Origin of the sequence: Trinickia soli, assembly GCF_002879855.1 — a bacterium.
Lineage (GTDB): Bacteria > Pseudomonadota > Gammaproteobacteria > Burkholderiales > Burkholderiaceae > Trinickia > Trinickia soli.
This window is the reverse complement of the sequence record NZ_PNYB01000005.1, coordinates 34,434-50,403: the sequence shown is the minus strand read 5'-3', so window position 1 is coordinate 50,403 and position 15,970 is coordinate 34,434. Positions and strand designations below refer to the sequence as shown.

General features: G+C 64.9%; 12 protein-coding genes. 6 read left to right on the top strand and 6 right to left on the bottom strand.

Features of this window, described 5'->3' with window-relative positions; all coding sequences use genetic code 11:
• Positions 1-6: 6 nt before the first annotated feature.
• The 3 genes from C0Z19_RS07495 to C0Z19_RS07485 are packed head-to-tail and all read right to left on the bottom strand — an operon-like array spanning position 7 to position 4,824.
• Complete coding sequence (locus tag C0Z19_RS07495) at positions 7-1,512, bottom strand: efflux transporter outer membrane subunit (RefSeq protein ID WP_102609187.1); 1,506 nt, start codon at positions 1,510-1,512, stop codon at positions 7-9.
• Entirely contained in the window at positions 1,505-3,625 is a 2,121-nt protein-coding gene (locus C0Z19_RS07490; RefSeq protein ID WP_102609186.1) for an ABC transporter permease, read from the bottom strand. The genes C0Z19_RS07495 and C0Z19_RS07490 overlap by 8 nt, the downstream gene beginning before the upstream one ends.
• Before the next feature lie 17 nt (positions 3,626-3,642).
• Positions 3,643-4,824 carry an efflux RND transporter periplasmic adaptor subunit gene (locus C0Z19_RS07485; RefSeq protein WP_233196040.1) on the bottom strand — a complete coding sequence of 394 codons (1,182 nt, stop codon included), beginning with the start codon at positions 4,822-4,824 and terminating at the stop codon, positions 3,643-3,645.
• A 222-nt stretch (positions 4,825-5,046) separates the two neighbouring features.
• Between C0Z19_RS07485 and C0Z19_RS07480 the strand changes: the two genes are divergently transcribed.
• From C0Z19_RS07480 to C0Z19_RS07455, 6 genes are all read left to right on the top strand, one after another.
• A complete protein-coding gene (locus C0Z19_RS07480; RefSeq protein ID WP_102609350.1) occupies positions 5,047-6,012 on the top strand; it encodes an HlyD family secretion protein in 966 nt (321 codons plus the stop codon).
• Positions 6,009-6,935 (top strand): ABC transporter ATP-binding protein, encoded by a 927-nt coding sequence (locus C0Z19_RS07475; protein WP_102609185.1) that lies wholly within the window; start codon positions 6,009-6,011, stop codon positions 6,933-6,935. Before C0Z19_RS07480 ends, C0Z19_RS07475 begins: the two co-directional genes overlap by 4 nt.
• Positions 6,932-7,966, top strand: coding sequence for an ABC transporter ATP-binding protein (locus tag C0Z19_RS07470; protein ID WP_102609184.1), 1,035 nt, complete (start codon positions 6,932-6,934; stop codon positions 7,964-7,966). The genes C0Z19_RS07475 and C0Z19_RS07470 overlap by 4 nt, the downstream gene beginning before the upstream one ends.
• A complete protein-coding gene (locus C0Z19_RS07465; RefSeq protein WP_102609183.1) occupies positions 7,963-9,099 on the top strand; it encodes an ABC transporter permease in 1,137 nt (378 codons plus the stop codon). The genes C0Z19_RS07470 and C0Z19_RS07465 overlap by 4 nt, the downstream gene beginning before the upstream one ends.
• 56 nt (positions 9,100-9,155) lie before the next feature.
• Positions 9,156-10,286 (top strand): ABC transporter permease, encoded by a 1,131-nt coding sequence (locus tag C0Z19_RS07460; RefSeq protein WP_102609182.1) that lies wholly within the window; start codon positions 9,156-9,158, stop codon positions 10,284-10,286.
• 134 nt (positions 10,287-10,420) lie between these two features.
• Entirely contained in the window at positions 10,421-12,805 is a 2,385-nt protein-coding gene (locus C0Z19_RS07455; RefSeq protein ID WP_102609181.1) for a bifunctional acetate--CoA ligase family protein/GNAT family N-acetyltransferase, read from the top strand.
• A gap of 110 nt (positions 12,806-12,915) precedes the next feature.
• Here the strand turns inward: C0Z19_RS07455 and C0Z19_RS07450 are convergent, their stop codons facing one another.
• The 3 genes from C0Z19_RS07450 to C0Z19_RS07435 all read right to left on the bottom strand — a co-directional run bounded on the left by C0Z19_RS07450 (position 12,916) and on the right by C0Z19_RS07435 (position 15,573).
• The gene (locus C0Z19_RS07450) at positions 12,916-13,458 is read right to left on the bottom strand and encodes a hypothetical protein (protein ID WP_102609180.1); all 543 of its coding nucleotides are present in this window, start codon (positions 13,456-13,458) and stop codon (positions 12,916-12,918) included.
• A 128-nt stretch (positions 13,459-13,586) separates the two neighbouring features.
• Positions 13,587-14,060: a PaaI family thioesterase gene (locus C0Z19_RS07445; RefSeq protein WP_102609179.1), complete on the bottom strand. Its 474-nt coding sequence runs from the start codon at positions 14,058-14,060 to the stop codon at positions 13,587-13,589.
• A 400-nt stretch (positions 14,061-14,460) separates the two neighbouring features.
• On the bottom strand, positions 14,461-15,573 hold the full coding sequence (locus C0Z19_RS07435) for an AGE family epimerase/isomerase (protein ID WP_102609349.1): 1,113 nt from the start codon (positions 15,571-15,573) through the stop codon (positions 14,461-14,463).
• Between the last annotated feature and the right edge of the window lie 397 nt (positions 15,574-15,970).

Sequence of the window (15,970 nt, the reverse complement as noted above, 5' to 3'; positions counted from 1 at the left end):
GAGCGGCTATCGGCTGCCCGATTCCTGGACCCACGCTTGCGCCGAGCCGCCCATGGCGGCGAACCACTGTGCCGTATCGACGTAACGCTGGCCTTTCGCCTTTGCGTAACCGAGACGCGCTTGAGCAAACAAGCGTTGCGCAAACAGCAGATCGACGAGGCTTGCCGTTCCGACGCGATAGCTTTCCTGCAACAGCGAGAGCGAGGTTTGCGCCGCATCCAACGCCGCGCGCTGCGCGGCCAGTTCGTCGGCATCGTGCTCCAACGCCCGCAGCGTATCGGCCACTTGCCCGAACGCTTGCAAGACCGTTTGTCGGTAAATGCCGAGTTGCGCGTCGAATGCGTCGACGGCTGCCTGCTTCTGTGCGGTCAGTGCGCCACCGTGAAATAGCGGAGCGGTCAATGCAGCGGCCACGGTCCATAAGCCGTTCGACGATTGGAACAGCGGTCCCATCGATGCAGCGGCTTGCGTCCATGCGGCGCTCAGCGTGACGTGAGGATACAGCTGCGCAGTCGCGACGCCGATCGCCGCGCTGGCCGCATGGAGCTGCGCTTCGGCGGCTTTGATATCGGGGCGCTGCTCCAGCCATACGGAGGGCAATGCGATAGGAATGTCGGCCGGCAGCGTCAGCATGGAGAAGTCGAACGGCGGCGCCTGCCATTGTGCGGGTGTTTGTCCAACCAACACGGCCAACGCGTGATCGGCGGCGCTGAGTTGCTGCGCAAGCGCAGGCGATAGCGCGAGATCGGCCGCGAGCTGGCTACGCGCTGCGAGCACATCGCTCAACGCCGCTTTGCCGACCTCGCGTTCGATCGAAACGAGTTCGACGTTGCGTTTGTCGAGTGCAATGATGTCCTGGACCGCACGCAGTTGCTCGCGCGCGCTGGCTGCCGTCAGCGCCTGCGTCACCGTGTTGCCCGTCAATGTCAGATAGGCCGCGGCGAGTTGATAGCGTTGATAGTCTGCCGTTGCCGTCTGCGCTTCGATTGCGCGGCGTGTGCCGCCGAACAAGTCGAGCGTGTAGCTGACCGTCGGGCCGACCGTCAGCAGGTTCGTCGTGGCAAGGCCCGCGTCGCCGCCTCTCGCGCCACGCGCTCGATCGCGCTGCGCGCTCGCGCCTGCGTCGATCTGCGGATAGAGCCCGCCCCGCGCGATGAGGATCGCCTGCTGCGCCTGAGCCAGCGTCGCGCGCGCGGTATCGAGCGTCGGGCTGCCGGCGATGGCGCGCGATACGGTGTCATCGAGATCCGACGAATGGAATGCCGTCCACCAATGTTGGTCGAGGTTGGCGCCCCATTGAAGATGCTGCCCGACGTCGGTCGGACCGGCCGTCGGCAATACCGCGGGTTGAGCCACATAATCGGTGACGGCAGGCCTCGACGGCCGCGCGAAATCCGGGCCGACGGCGCATCCTGCGAGCGCAGCCAAAGCAGCGGCCAGCCAGGCGGCCAATACCGCGCGAGCCGTTGGCGCCACGGCGCGAGCCATCGTGAGCATAGCGGGATCATTCATAGCGCAGGGCCTCGATGGGGTCGAGCCGCGAAGCCTTCTTGGCAGGGTAGTAGCCAAAGAAGACGCCGACGGCCGCGGAAAACGCAAAGCCGCCGACGATGGCGGCGGGCGAAAGCAGCGTGGGCCAGTGGGCGATGACGGTCACGAGCTTCGAGGCGGCGATGCCGAACACAATGCCGCCGATGCCGCCGCTCACGCTCAAGAACACGGCTTCGACGAGAAACTGGAGAAGGACATGGAGCCGCCGCGCGCCGACTGCCATGCGCAAGCCGATCTCGCGCGTCCGTTCGGTCACCGATACGAGCAGGATGTTCATGATGCCGATGCCGCCGACGAGCAGCGAAATCGAGGCGATTGCGGCCAGCAACAGCGCCAGGATGCGGCTGCTGCCCGCGGCCGTTTGCGCGATCTGGCTCAGATTGCGCACGGCGAAATCGTTGTCGTCGGACGGGCGCAGGCGGTGGCGTCGGCGCAGCGTCTGCGTCACCTGCGCGATGGCTGCCTGCACGAGTTGGGGGGCGGCGGCTTCGACGTAAATCTGATTGACGTAGCCCGTCAGGCGCGGCGGCGTGCCGTAGGGATTCGGGACCGGCGGGAAGTAAGGGTTCGCACTCGACTGCGCCTGACTGGGGACGGCCACACCGAGGACTTTGCGCTCGGCGCTACTGAACGGAATGATGACCACGTCGTCCTGATCTTGCCCGAACGCCGTTTGTCCTTTGGCGGCAAGCAGGCCCACCACGCGCAGCGCCTTGCCTTTGACGAGAATCGTCGCGCCAATGGGGTTTTCGCCGACGGAAAAGAGCTGTTGATAAACGGTCTGTCCGATCAGAACGACCATGGCGCCGTCGCGGTCGTCGTTCTCATTGACGGCGCGGCCCGATGCGATATGCCAGCCTGTCGTATCGAGGTAGGCCGGGGCAATGCCTTGAATGCTCGTCGACCAGTTGTGTCCGCCGTACTCGACTTGCCCCAATTGCCTGATCAGATAGCTGACCGCGCCGACGGCCGGATCTTCGCGCTTGAGCGCGCGCGCGTCGTCGACGGTCAGCGTCGATGCGCTGCCCGAACCCGCCCGCACGCCGGTCGAGGTCGTTGCGCCGGGGACGACGACGAGCAGGTTCGTGCCAAGGCTTTCGATCTGCTTGCGCACGGCTTCATTCGCGCCCTGGCCGATCGCCACCATGGCAATCAACGCCGCGACGCCGATGAACACGCCAAGCACGGTCAGCGCGGAACGCATCTTGTTGCGCCATAGCGCGAGGGCCGCGGCCGAGAGCGTCATCTTCGCGAAGCCTGCGTGGGCCGCGGAAGCGGGAGGCAATGTCGGCGCGGTGCGCTGCCCGCTCTTCACCGGTGAAGGCGGCGATGGAGATGGCGCGGTGCCGTGCTGGGTCGGTTCGCCTTGCGACGGCGTGCGGTGCTCGTCGGAGACGATGCGACCATCGCGCATCGTCACGATCCGGTCCATGTACGGCGCGATATCGGGCTCGTGCGTCACGACGACGATGGTGACGCCTTGTTCGCGATTGAGCGTTTGCAGCATGACCATGATTTCGTGCGAGGTGCGCGAATCGAGATTGCCGGTCGGTTCGTCGGCAAGCACGATGGCCGGTTGCCCGATCAGCGCGCGAGCGATCGCCACGCGTTGCTGCTGACCGCCCGACAACTGGCTCGGCCAATTGCTTTCGCGTTCCGCCAGTCCAACGAAGCGCAGCGCCTCGCGCGCGCGAGAAAGCCTTTCGACGTGATTGACGGGGCCGTCGACGCTGTAGAACAGCGGCAGCGCAACGTTTTCGAGCGCGCTCGTGCGGGCCAGCAGATTGAAGCTCTGGAAGACGAAGCCGATACGGCTGCTGCGGATCCGCGCGAGTTCCGGTTCGGTCAGACGCGCGGTGTCCGCGCCCTCCAGCACGTAGCGCCCGGCCGTGGGCCGGTCAAGGCAGCCCAGGACGTTCATCAACGTCGATTTGCCCGAGCCCGACGAGCCCATGATCGCGACGAACTCGCCGCGTTCGATCGTCAGGCTGACGTCGTCGAGCGCGCGCAGCTCCGCGCCGCCAGCCGCGTAGACCTTTGTTACGTTGCTCAGATCGACTACCGTGTCGCGCATGGTCGGCCTCGCTGCGATTACATACGCAGGCGCGGCGCGGCGACCGAGGTCGCCCTGGCGCTGGCGGTTGTTTCGGCGATTACGACCGCGTCACCTTCGCGTACGTCGCCGCTCGTTATTTCGGAGTACGAATCATCGTCGAGGCCCGTTGTCACGGTCACCGCGACGAGATGGTCATTGCGCTCTACCCAGACGCGAGCGGAGCCGGCCGCGACCTGCGGCTGGGCAGGCAGACCTGACGGGTTGAAGCGCAGCGCCTGGTCCGGCACGCGCAACACCCGCCGACGTGTTTCGATCACGATGCGTGCCGTGGCTGTCATGCCGGGCTTCAGGCTCAGGTCGGCATTTCGCGCACTGATCACGACATCGTAGGTGACGACGTTTTGCACCGTCTGCGGCGCTTGGCGAACCTGCATGACGCGCCCCGCGAACTGCCGCTTCGGGAATGCTTCGACGGTAAAGGTGGCTTCGGTGTTTTCATGCAAGCCGCCGATGTCGCTTTCGCTGACGTTGGTATCGACCTGCATTTGCGTGAGGTCGGCGGCGATCAGAAACAGCGTCGGCGTTTGAAAACTGGCCGCGACCGTTTGCCCGATCGTCACGTTGCGCGACACGACGGTGCCGTCGACGGGCGACACGATGTTCGTGTAACCGAGGTTGACCTCGGCTGTCCTCAGCGCAGCGCTTCGCTGCTCGATGGCGGCTGCATCGACGGCCACCTGCGCACGCGCCTGATCGTATGCGCTGCGGGCGTTGTCGGCGGCATCCTGGGACATGATGCCGTGTTGCAGCAACGTAGTGCTGCGCTCGAAAGCGCTCTTGGCATAGACGAGCGCTGCACGATCTTTGCCGAGCTGCGCACGCGCATTGTCGAGTTCGGCGCGTGCCTGATCGACGAGGGTTTGATAGGGGCGCGGGTCGATCTTCGCGCACAGTTGCCCTTTGCTCACGCGCGTATTGAAGTCGCAATACTGTTGCTGGATCACGCCCGATACGTAGGTTCCGACGATGATCGTCAGCACGGGATTGACCGTGCCCGTCGCGATGATCGAATGAACGATGTCGCCGCGATCGACCTTCTGCGTCACATAGTGCGGCGCGGCAGGGCGCGTGAAATGCCGCCAACTGACGAGCCCCAACGCGACCACCGCTGCGGCGGCAGCCAGATAAGCCACGATGGAGGGGTACAGCTTCGGCACGCGTTTGCTCCTGATTGGCGAGGGTCCGGTCCGGAAGGAGCCGACGTCGATGGCCGGGCGAGGCTCCGCGGCCCGATACGGACATGTTCGACTCGCCTATGCTTGCGCGGCTTGATGCTTATCAAACGATTGCTGTTCTCATCTGCGTAAAGTGCTGAAATGGCTCTCGACCTTTTGGCGCGCTGGCGCGCGCGGCTCGGTTCGCGTTCGACGCGGGTTTCGATGCTCGTGTTGGTTACGCTCGCGCTGGCAATCGGCGCGTACGCGCTATGGCGTTGGTCGCCGATCTTCAGGCCCGCGGATACGGCAGGCCTGATCGTCGTGTCGGGGAACATCGAGGCGCATGCAAGCGTGCTCAGTGTGACGCAGGTACAGGCGCCGATCGTCTTTCTTCCGTTTGATGAAGGCGCGCACGTCACGCGAGGGACGGTGCTCGCGCGCCTGGACGATCGGCTCTATCGACGGCAGGTCGACATCGACCGCGCGAATCTGGACGTGCAGGCGGCGCAAGTGAGCGCCAATCGCAGCACGCTCGAAGCCACGTCGAGCAGTGTCGAGAGCGATCGATTCGACCTGGCGCAAAAGCAGCTCGACTTCTCGCGGGCCGATACGCTGGCCAGGCACGACGCCGTGTCGCAACAAGCGCGCGATCTTGCGTTGACGGCAAAGAACCAATCGGCTGCTTTGCTCGCGCACGATCGTGCGCTCGTCGAGGTCGCGCGCAACGCCGTGACGTTGGCGACGGCGAATGTCGAAGCGGCGCGCGCCAAACTCGCGCTCGACGAGACCACGCTGTCCTACACGGAGGTGCGCGCGCCGTTCGACGGCGTCATTGCGGTCCGGGAAGCCGAGCTCGGCCAGCTTGCGGGTCCCGGCGTCGCGATCTTCACGATCGACGAGCTCGATCACGTCTGGTTGCGCGCTTACCTGAACGAGCCCGATGTGGGCCGCGTGCGGCTTGGGGACAGCGTCGATGTGAAAACTGACGCCTATCCGTCGAGGGTTTATCGCGGACGGGTCAGCTTCATTTCGCCGCAGGCCGAATTCACGCCGAAGACCGTCGAGACGCACGCGCAACGCGTCACGCTCGTTTATCGCATTCGAGTCGACATCGACAATCCGACGCACGAACTGCTGCCCGGTATGCCTGCGGATGCGTCGATCGTTGCGCGCGCGAGCGGGCAATGAGCGATGCCGCCGTCACTGCCGAGGGGGTCGGTCGGCGCTTCGGCGCGATCGATGCCGTGCGTGGCGTTACGCTGGCGATCGAGCGCGGTGAAATCTTCGGGCTCGTGGGACCCGACGGCGCGGGCAAGACGACGTTGATGCGCATGCTGGCCGGTATATTGCGCCCCGATAGCGGGCGTATCGTGCTCGAAGGCATCGACGTGGCGGCAAACCCGGAGCAGGCGAAGACGGTACTAGGCTACATGCCGCAACGGTTTGGCTTGTATGAGGATCTGACCGTCGCCGAAAATGCCTTCTTCTACGGAGAGGTTTTCGAGGTGCCGCGCGCGCGGTATCGCGAACGCGTCGCGCAGCTGCTCGATGCGGCGGGGCTGGCGCCGTTCGAACACCGCCGGGCCGGACAGCTCTCGGGCGGCATGAAGCAAAAACTCGGTCTCGTCTGTGCGCTGATCCATACGCCGAAGGTGTTGTTGCTCGATGAGCCGACGACAGGCGTCGATCCCGTTTCGAGGCGCGATTTTTGGGCGATCCTGTATCGGCTGCGCGACGAGGGCGTGACGATCGTCATGTCGACGGCTTACATGGACGAGGCGCAGCGCTGCACCCGGCTTGCGCTGTTGCACGCGGGGGAGGTGCGCGAATGCGCAACGCCTGCTGTGCTCAAGCAAAGCCTGCAAGGCGCGCTGCTTGCCATCGCCGGCACGGATCCGCGCGCGATTCGTGAAGCGTTGGCGTCGGCGCCCGGCGTACAAGGCACGTTGCTGATGGGCGATCGCGTGCATGTCCACGTCGACGACGGCGCACGACGCGCCCCGGAGCTCGAAGCGAGGTTGGCCGCGCACGCGATCGCACATGCGCCGATCGAGACGGTGGAACCCGGAATCGAAGACGTATTCGTTGCGCTCGTGGGGCAATCGTCATGAGCGTGTTCTCACCGTCGACGCCGACGGACGCTCGCGAGCCCGTCGTGGTTGCGCGCGGGCTGACGAAACGCTTCGGCACATTCACGGCGGTCGATCGACTCGATCTGACGATCGGCAAGGGCGAAGTCGTCGGCTTCATCGGCCCGAACGGCGCCGGCAAGTCGACGGCGATCCGCATGTTCTGTGCATTGCTCGCGCCGAGTGCCGGCATCGCCACCGTGGCGGGGTTCGACGTGGCGCGCGAACCCGAGTCGGTGCGCGCTCACATCGGTTATATGTCGCAGAAGTTTTCTTTATACGACGATCTGACCTGCCGTGAAAATCTGCGGTTCTTTGCGGGCATTTACCGCGTGCCGCGCGCGTTGCTCGACGAGCGCCTGCGCTTTGCGATCGCCATGGCCGGCATCGAAGGGCGTGAGGATGCGCTCGTCAAGACGCTGGCCGGCGGGTGGCGTCAACGGCTCGCGCTCGGGTGCGCCATTCTGCATCGCCCGCCCGTGTTGTTTCTCGATGAGCCAACATCGGGCGTCGAACCGCAAGCGCGCCGGCGGTTTTGGGATCTCATTCATCGACTCGCCGGCGATGGCGTGACGGTGCTCGTCTCCACGCACTACATGGATGAAGCGGAATATTGCAACCGCATTGCGCTGATCGACGCGGGCCGTTTGATCACGGTCGGCAGCCCAAGCGAGTTGCGCGGCGAGCAATTGGGCGGGCAGCTGTTCGAGCTTGGATGCGCGGCGCTCTCCGAGGCCGTCACGGTCTTGCGTGCGACGCCGGCCGTGCTCGACGCCGCAATCTTCGGCGACAAGCTGCATGTGCTCGTGGCCGATCAGCCGGGCGACGCGGCCGCTTCGGCCGCTTCGGCCGCTTCGGTGGCGGCATCGTTGCCGGCCCGGCTCGCGCAAGCGGGTATTGACGCGCCCGCGCCGGTGCCGATTCGTCCCGGTCTCGAAGACGTATTCGTGCAGCTTGTCACGCGCGAGAACCGGCGCGTCGAGGCCGGGCGCGCTCGGGGAGCAACCGCATGAAACTGCGCCGTCTGCTCGCCATCGCGCGCAAGGAAACGTTGCAGATCTGGCGCGACCCGCGCAGCCTCGCCATCGCATTGCTGATGCCGTTGATGCAGATGTTGTTGCTCGGCTACGGCGTCAGCCTCGACATTCGGGGCGTGCCGCTTTGCGTGCGCGACGAGGCTCACAGCCAGGTGAGCCGCGAGCTTGTGGAGCGCTTCGTCGCGTCGGGCTGGTTCGCGCCACAGCGCGCGCTCGATAGCGAGCAGGCCGTGCGCGAGGCAATCGACCAGCGGCGGTGCGCCGGCGTCGTGACGATCCCCGTGGACTTCGCTCGCGTGCTGACCGCGACAGGCGTTGCGCAACTGCAGACCGTGTTCGACGCGACCGATACAAACACGACGAACATTGCGATCGGCTATGCCCAGGGCGTGATCGCGCAAACCACCGCCGCCTTCGAGGCCCGTTGGGCGGCCGATCATGGTGCAGCCCCGTCCAAGGTGGGGACGGTCGATCTCGAACCGCGCGTTTGGTACAACGAAGGTCTGGACAGCCGCAACTTCATCATCCCCGGCGTGGTGGCGGTGATCCTTGCGCTCGTAGGCGCGCAGCTCACTTCGCTGACTGTCGCGCGAGAATGGGAGCGCGGCACGATGGAGCAACTGATTTCGACGCCGGTGACCGCGCTCGAACTGATGGTCGGCAAGCTGATCCCCTATTTCGCAATCGGTTTCGTCGATGCCGTGTTCTGTCTCGTGGGCACGGTCTACTGGTTCGATGTGCCGTTTCGCGGCAGCCTGCTGACGCTTGCCGTGACGACGGCGATGTTTATGCTGGTGGTGCTCGGCATCGGCTATTTGATGTCGGTGCGCATTCGAAGCCAATTGGGTGCAAGCCAGGTGGCTTTGCTGCTGACGATGCTGCCGACGACGATGCTATCGGGCTATACGTTCGCGATCGAGCAGATGCCGGCGCCGATCCGCGCCGTCACGCTGCTCGTTTATGCGCGCTATTACGTGACGATCCTGCGCTCGGTTTTTCTGAAAGGCAGCACGTTGGCCGATCTTGCGATTCCGTTCGCCGCCTTGGCGTTTTATGCCTTCGCGATCGGCTGGCTGAGCGTTCGCGCATTTCGCAAATACCTCGATTGAGACAATCGAGCGCGGCGTCAACGTGTTTAGGACAACGAAGCAACCAGGAGCCGACGATGTTCGACCGCGTGCTCGCCATGCTCGTCAAAGAGTTTATCGAACTGAAACGAGACCCGTGGGCGATGTTTCGGATCGTCGTGCCGCTCGTGCTGCAGGTACTCATCTACGGTTACGCGGCGACGTTCACGGTCAGCCATGTGTCGACGGCCGTGCTCGATCTCGACGGCAGCCAGGCGAGCCGCGACCTGATTGCGCGCTTCACGGCAAATGGCCGCTTCGATATCGTCAATTTCGCGCATTCGCAACGGGAGATTGCGCATGAACTCGATGCGGGCCGCGCGGAAGTGGCCGTCGTCGTGCAGGCCGGTTTTGCGCAGGCGCTCGGCCAAGGAAGCGGCGCGCCGCTGCAGGTGCTCGTTGACGGGACGAATTCGAATACGGCTTTGATCGCATTGGGTTACATCAGCAAAATCGTGGCGCAATATCAGAACGACTGGCGGCGGGGCGCGTGGCCCACGCACGCGGGCGCCGCTCAGCCGACGATCGCCGTCGCCTTGCAAGAGCGGCCGTGGTTCAATGAGGGACTCGACGACAGGTGGTTCTTCATCCCCGGCGTGATAGGTACGCTCACGTTGCTGCAGGTGGTCAGCCTGACCGCATTCGCCGTCGTGCGTGAGCGCGAGGTCGGCACGCTCGAACAAATCATGGTGAGCCCGATTCGCCCGGTCGAATTCATACTCGGCAAGACGGCGCCGTCGTTATTGATCGGCCTGTGCGACGTGGCAATCGTGACCTCGCTCGGCATTGCCTGGTTTCACGTGCCTTTGGTCGGCAGCTGGCTCGTCATGATGGCCGGGGTCATGCTGTTTCTGCTCGCCGTGATCGGACTCGGCTTATTGCTCTCGACGTTTTCACGGACGCAGCAGCAGGCATTCGCCCTCAATTTCATTCTCTTGAACCCGATCTTCATTTTGTCGGGCTTCGCATTTCCGATTTCGTCGATGCCGCCCGTGCTGCAATGGCTGACATACCTCAATCCACTGCGCTATTTTCTCGTCGTGATGCGTGCGGTGTTTCTGAAGGGCGTTGGCTTCGCGGCGCTTTGGCCGCAGCTCGCGGCCATGGCCGTATTGGCCGTCGCCATGCTGGGCGCGAGTGTGATGCGGTTTCGAAAATCGCTCGATTGAAGAGATGTCCACGCAATCGCCGCGGCATCGCCTATGCTAACGAAGTCGGAAGCGGCATGGATCGCGGCGCCGCTGCCGATCAAGGGCGCCTTTCCTTTCACCTTCGTCTTCACGTTCGTCAGGTGCGTGCTGCTATGACTGTCCGCAATCTCGATGCGCTGTTCCAACCGAAATCCGTCGCCGTCATCGGTGCATCGCTTCGCCCGGACAGCGTGGGCGCCAAGGTCTGGCGGCGCGTGCGCGAGGGCGGCTTTGAAGGCCCGATCTGGCCGGTGAATCCCAAGTACACCGAACTCGACGGGTGCGTCGCGTTCTCCGATGCTGCCGACTTACCTGAAGCGCCGAGCGTCGCGCTGATCTGCACGCCGGGCGAGACGTGGGTGGACGTCGTCGGTAAGCTCGGGCGGCTTGGCACACGCGCAGCCGTGATCGTCAGCGATTCGGCGAAACCTGTCGTGCCGCGGGTTATTTCGCAGACGCTCGCTGCGGCCAAGCCGCACTTGCTGCGCATTGTCGGGCCCGGCAGCCTCGGCGTCATCACGCCGGCGCTGCGGGCCCACTTCGGCGCATCGTCGTCGATGGTGAAGACGGGCGGCGTGGCGTGGGTATCGCAGTCGAACGCGCTGACGAACGCGGTGCTCGGATGGGCGTCGGCGCGCGGGCTCGGGTTCTCGCACGCGATTGCGCTGGGCGGCGAAGCGGACGTCGATACGGGCGATGTGCTCGACTATCTTGCGAGCGATCCCAACACGCGCGCGATTTTGCTCGAACTGTCCACCGTGCGCGCCGCGCGCAAGTTCATGTCGGCGGCGCGCGCAGCCGCGCGCAACAAGCCCGTGCTCGTGCTGCGCACGGGGCGATCCGATCCCGCCGGTGCGTTGTACGCGTCGGCGTTTCGGCGCGCGGGCATGGTGCGCGTCGATTCGCTCGACGATCTGCTCGACGAGATCGAAACCCTCGGGGTGGGGCGCATTGCGGCGAGCTCGTCTGCCACGCTCGTCACCAGCGATCGCGGTGTCGCCGCGCTGGCGGCCGATGCGTTCGCTGCGGCCAATACGGCGCTCGCGCATTGGCCCGCCGCCGCGGGCGTTGCAATTGCCTCGGCGCTACCGCGCGTGACGGCGGGCAATCCGCTCGTGCTCGGCGATGACGCCAAGCCCGAACACTTCGGCTTGGCGTTGGAAGCGCTGGCGCCGCATCGTGAGACGGGGACCGCGTTCGTCGTTCATGCGTCGACGTTGAGCGCACCGGTTGCAGAGGTCGCACAGGTATTGATCGAGCGTCAGCGCTTCGCCTACCGCGGTTTGCTCGCCTGCTTTTTCGGCGGGGTCGATGAGGAGACCCGCGATGCGCTGCGTGCGCACGGCATCGCGCTGCATTCGACGCCGCACCGGTTGGCGCGCGCATTTGCGCGCCTCGTCGACTATCGGCTCTCGCGTGAATTGCTCATGCAAACGCCGCAAGGGTTGCCCGCTCAAATACCGGCTGAAATCGAGGCGGCGCAACGCAAGGCGAAAGCCACGCTCGATAAGGGGCAATCGAGCGTGGGCGGTGACGAAGCCGCTTCGTTGCTCGGCTGCTTCGGGCTCGATGTGGTCGTCGATGCAGAAGCGGCGGCGACGGTGGCCGAAGGGGACGAACATGTCGTCGATGTGACCGTGACGTTGCGTGACGATGCGGACTTCGGCCCCGTGTTCGAATTCGCGGCGCCCTCGGCGGACGGCGTGTCGGCGCCCTTTAGCGCTTACGGCTTGCCGCCGCTGAACCCGATACTCGCGCGCGAAATCGTCTCGCATTCGCCGTATGCGCGCCGTGCGCCGGTCGGGCCTGTGCTCGATGCGTTGACCTCGCTATCGGAGGCCGTCTGCTGCATCGAGTTGATCGTCGGCCTGACTGCGGTGCTGAGGGTGACGCGGATTCATGCGCGGTTGATTGCGCCGCGGATCACGCTTGGACGCACGCGCGGCCGGCTCGCTATCGTGCCTTACCCGCGGCAGCTCGAAGAGACGCTCGATTGGCACGGCGAAAGATTGACGATACGGCCGATTCGTCCCGAAGACGAGCCCGCGCATAGCGCCTTCATCGCCGCGATGACGCCCGACGATTTGCGATTGCGGTTCTTCGGCGCGATCAGCGGATTCGATCATACGCAGCTCGCGCGCATGACGCAGATCGACTATGACCGCGAGATGGCTTTGATCGCAACGATGGGCGAAGGCAGTCACGCTCGTACGCTCGGCGTCGTGCGCACGATTACCGACCCCGACAACGAGAACGCCGAGTTCGCCGTGGCCGTGCGGTCGGACCTCAAGGGAAGAGGACTTGGCCGGATGCTGATGGAGCGGATGGTGGCGTACGTTCGCGCACGCGGCACGCGGTGGATCGTCGGAGAAGTATTGCGCGAGAACGCGCCGATGCTGGGACTCGTGAAGGCATGCGGCTTCACGATCGGGCCGACAGCGGACCCTGCAGTCGTCGAAGTGAAGATGCCTTTGCAGGCCGATCGATCAAAGCGATAGGGATTCCCTTTGCTTTTCTGGCGAAGGCAGCGCGCCTTGGCAATGGGGCGGGACGATCGGTTGCGAAACGGCGCGGCCGTAGGCCGGCCGCGCCGGGACGCCCTATCGCTTCAGGCCGCCAGCTTCGCGGCGGCTTCGTCGATCTGCGTGCGTGAAATCGACAGCTCTTCGAGCCAGGCATCGGCATAGACGCTACCCGTTTCGCGCTCGAGGCGCGCGATCGTCGCCGCGTTGCGCGCCGTGTCTTTGGGCGTGGCGAGGAACGGCTTGACCGACTGGCCCGCCTTGAATGCATCGAACAGCGGCACGCGGATATCGTCGGGCAATGCGCGCGTCCATTGGTAGGTCTTGCCGCCAAACGTCAGCGCGGGCGGCAGCACGCGCTCCTTCTTGGTTGCGGCGATGAGCCCGTAAGCGCGTGCCGCTTCGCCGATCTGATCGGGCGAAAAGAGCTCGTCGGGCGTGATTTCGAATTGAGCGATGTAGGCCTCGATCGCCTGCATCGCCGCGGCGCGATCGTCGCGCTTTTGCTGCGCACGTTCGACGATGGCGCGCAGCTCGTCGGCTTCTTCGCTCGTGATGGTGAAGCTGGCTTGCTTTTGCTGGAGTTCGGAAAAGCGCTGGAATTCGGGATCGGTCAGAAGTTTTGCCATGAGTTCGAACGACGGCGCGCACGGCAGGGGTCGCGCGCGCTTTTTTGAGGGGCCGCCATTCTAGCGCCCCTCGCGCTTGCGATCCACCCCGCACGGATCTTTAGCCTGCCGATAGTGCCGGCGACGCATTACGCGCCCTCGTCTCCGTGCGGCGCTTCGTGTTCTTCGTGATGCGGCAGCGAAGCGTTTGGCCCGTCGCCGACACGATTGATCGTGCCCTGCGCCAGTGCGACGAGCGTTTCCTTTTCGCCGTCGATCACGTAGATGCGGCATTGGCAGATCGCATGGCCGCGGCCGGCATAGATGAGTTCTGCCTGCGCGAGCAGCGTGCCGCGCACCGCGGGACGCAGGTAATTGATCTTGTATTCGCCCGTGACGACGCGTGGCCCCAGCGCCAGCGCGCCGGCGAACGTCAGCGCGTTGTCGGCCAGATAGCTTACGACTCCGCCGTGAACGAACCCGTGCTGCTGGCGCAGTTCATCGCGGATGCAAAGCCGAAGCGTCACCTCGCGCTCGCCGATTTTCACGAGTTCCGTGCCGAGCAAGGTGCTGAACGGTTGCGCGTGCAGCGCGCCGCGCGCGAGATCGAATAGATCGGTCATGCAGGAGCCCCTTCGGGGCACGGCCCCGTGTCTTGTCGCGTACCACTCTAGGAAGGGAAGCCGGACCGCGTCAAGGAAGTATCAGCGGGCCCGCACCCGCAAGCCCGCTGCAAAGGGGGCTCGATGCCTGAAAACCGGGCTTCGTCGATATCTACGATTGTGCTCAAGCAAAAACATCAACTGCCGTAAACCCGGATGACCGCCATTTAGCTCGACCAGGTCGGCTGACGCAGCAAAACGCGGCGCTCGTCGAAGAGGCCGCCGCGGCCGCCTCTTCGCTGCACGATCAAACGCGCCAGCCCAAGGAGGCGGTGTCGGTCTTCGAGATTTCACCGGCCGTGCTCCACGACTCGCGCCTTGCGGCCGCGGCCCACGCGGCCGTCTGCGAGCCGGTCCTGGCTTATTGAGGGCTGGCCGGTAACGCGGCGTAGGCGGTGGCGAGGTGATAGGGCGTCGTCGATGGCATGTCGGCGCGCGCCACGTCGCCCGCCGGCGTAACGCATTCGTACCAACCGCGCGCATGTAGAAAGCGCGCCTGAAAGCGCGGAATCTGCAGCGCAAGCGTTTCGAGATCTTCATCGCGACCGCGCGTGGCGAGCGCGCGCAGATATTCGGTCTGCGCCCAGATTCGCTGCGTCGGGTCCTTGACGCCGCCGTTTTCGTCGAGCGCGGCGCATACGCCGCCTGTCGTTCGGTCGATCCCATATCGCTGCGCGAAATCGAATGCTCGCGATAGATGGCCTTCGAGCCCCGACGCCGCGACGACGGGCCCCGCGCGCTTCACCAGATAAAACCACTCGAACTGATGACCGGGCTCGAGCCGGTTAGCGGCGCTGCCGAGCGGCAACTCGGCGATCGCGCCCGTCGGGGCATGCACGAAGCTGCCGGCCACTGCGTCGGCCAACTGTGCGAGCGTCGACTCATAGGCCGGCTCGCCCGTCGTCTCGTACGCAGCGAGTAAGGCTTCGGTCAGATGCATGAGCGGGTTCTGCAGCGGCCCGGTGCGCACGGTGGAGAAGTCGCGCTCGAGCGCGGCGTGCAGCAGCCCTGCCGCGCTGCCGAAGCGCTCCTGCACGAGCGAAGCTGTTTCCGCGACGACACGCAATGCATCGCGATCGCCCGTTGCGAACGCATAGTGCGCGCACGCAAAAATCACGAACGCGTGGGTGTAGAGATCCTTGCTTGTGTCGAGCGGGGCGCCTTGCGCGTCGATGCTGTAAAACCACCCTCCGTGCTTTTCGTCATGGAAATAACGACACATCGCATGAAAGAGTTGCCCGGCATGGGCCGCCTCGCCCGCGTGCGAAAACACGAACAACTGCCGTGCGCAGGCCATCGCGCGGTAGCGAGCGACGGGCAGCGGCGCGTGGTTGTCGGCGGCAACGGCCTCGTACGGTAATTGCAACGTACCGTTGAATCCGGGCCCGCGCCAGATGGGCAGGACGGTTTGCGCATAGTGCGTGCGCAGGGCGGCGGCTTCCGCCGCGATCGAACGGGCGATCGAACTGGACATGATGCGAATAGGCTTGACGACGGGACGGCGCATGCCGCCGGCGCTCTGGCCGAGCGCCGGCTCAATTGCCGTGCGAAGCGCAAAGGATAATGCAAAGGCGCGCTGCGAGGCATGCCGGCCGATACGAAAGGAGGGCTGCACCATGCTGAGCAACGTCGAACTCGCTGCGTGAGGAAAGCGAAAACGGTGAGGGCGTCGCAAATGGCCATGTCGAGACGGGGCCGGATGGCCGTTGAGCTTGCGCGTCAGGCGGGGCCGGCGCGTTGAGGCCTCGCTGGAGGGACGCAGCAAGGACCGATCGTGAGACAATGCCGCGTTTGCAACACGCTCGACCACGATTGCATGCGCCGCGCTTGGCCGCGGCCGTCACCACACGCCATGGCAGATTCCGCAGCAT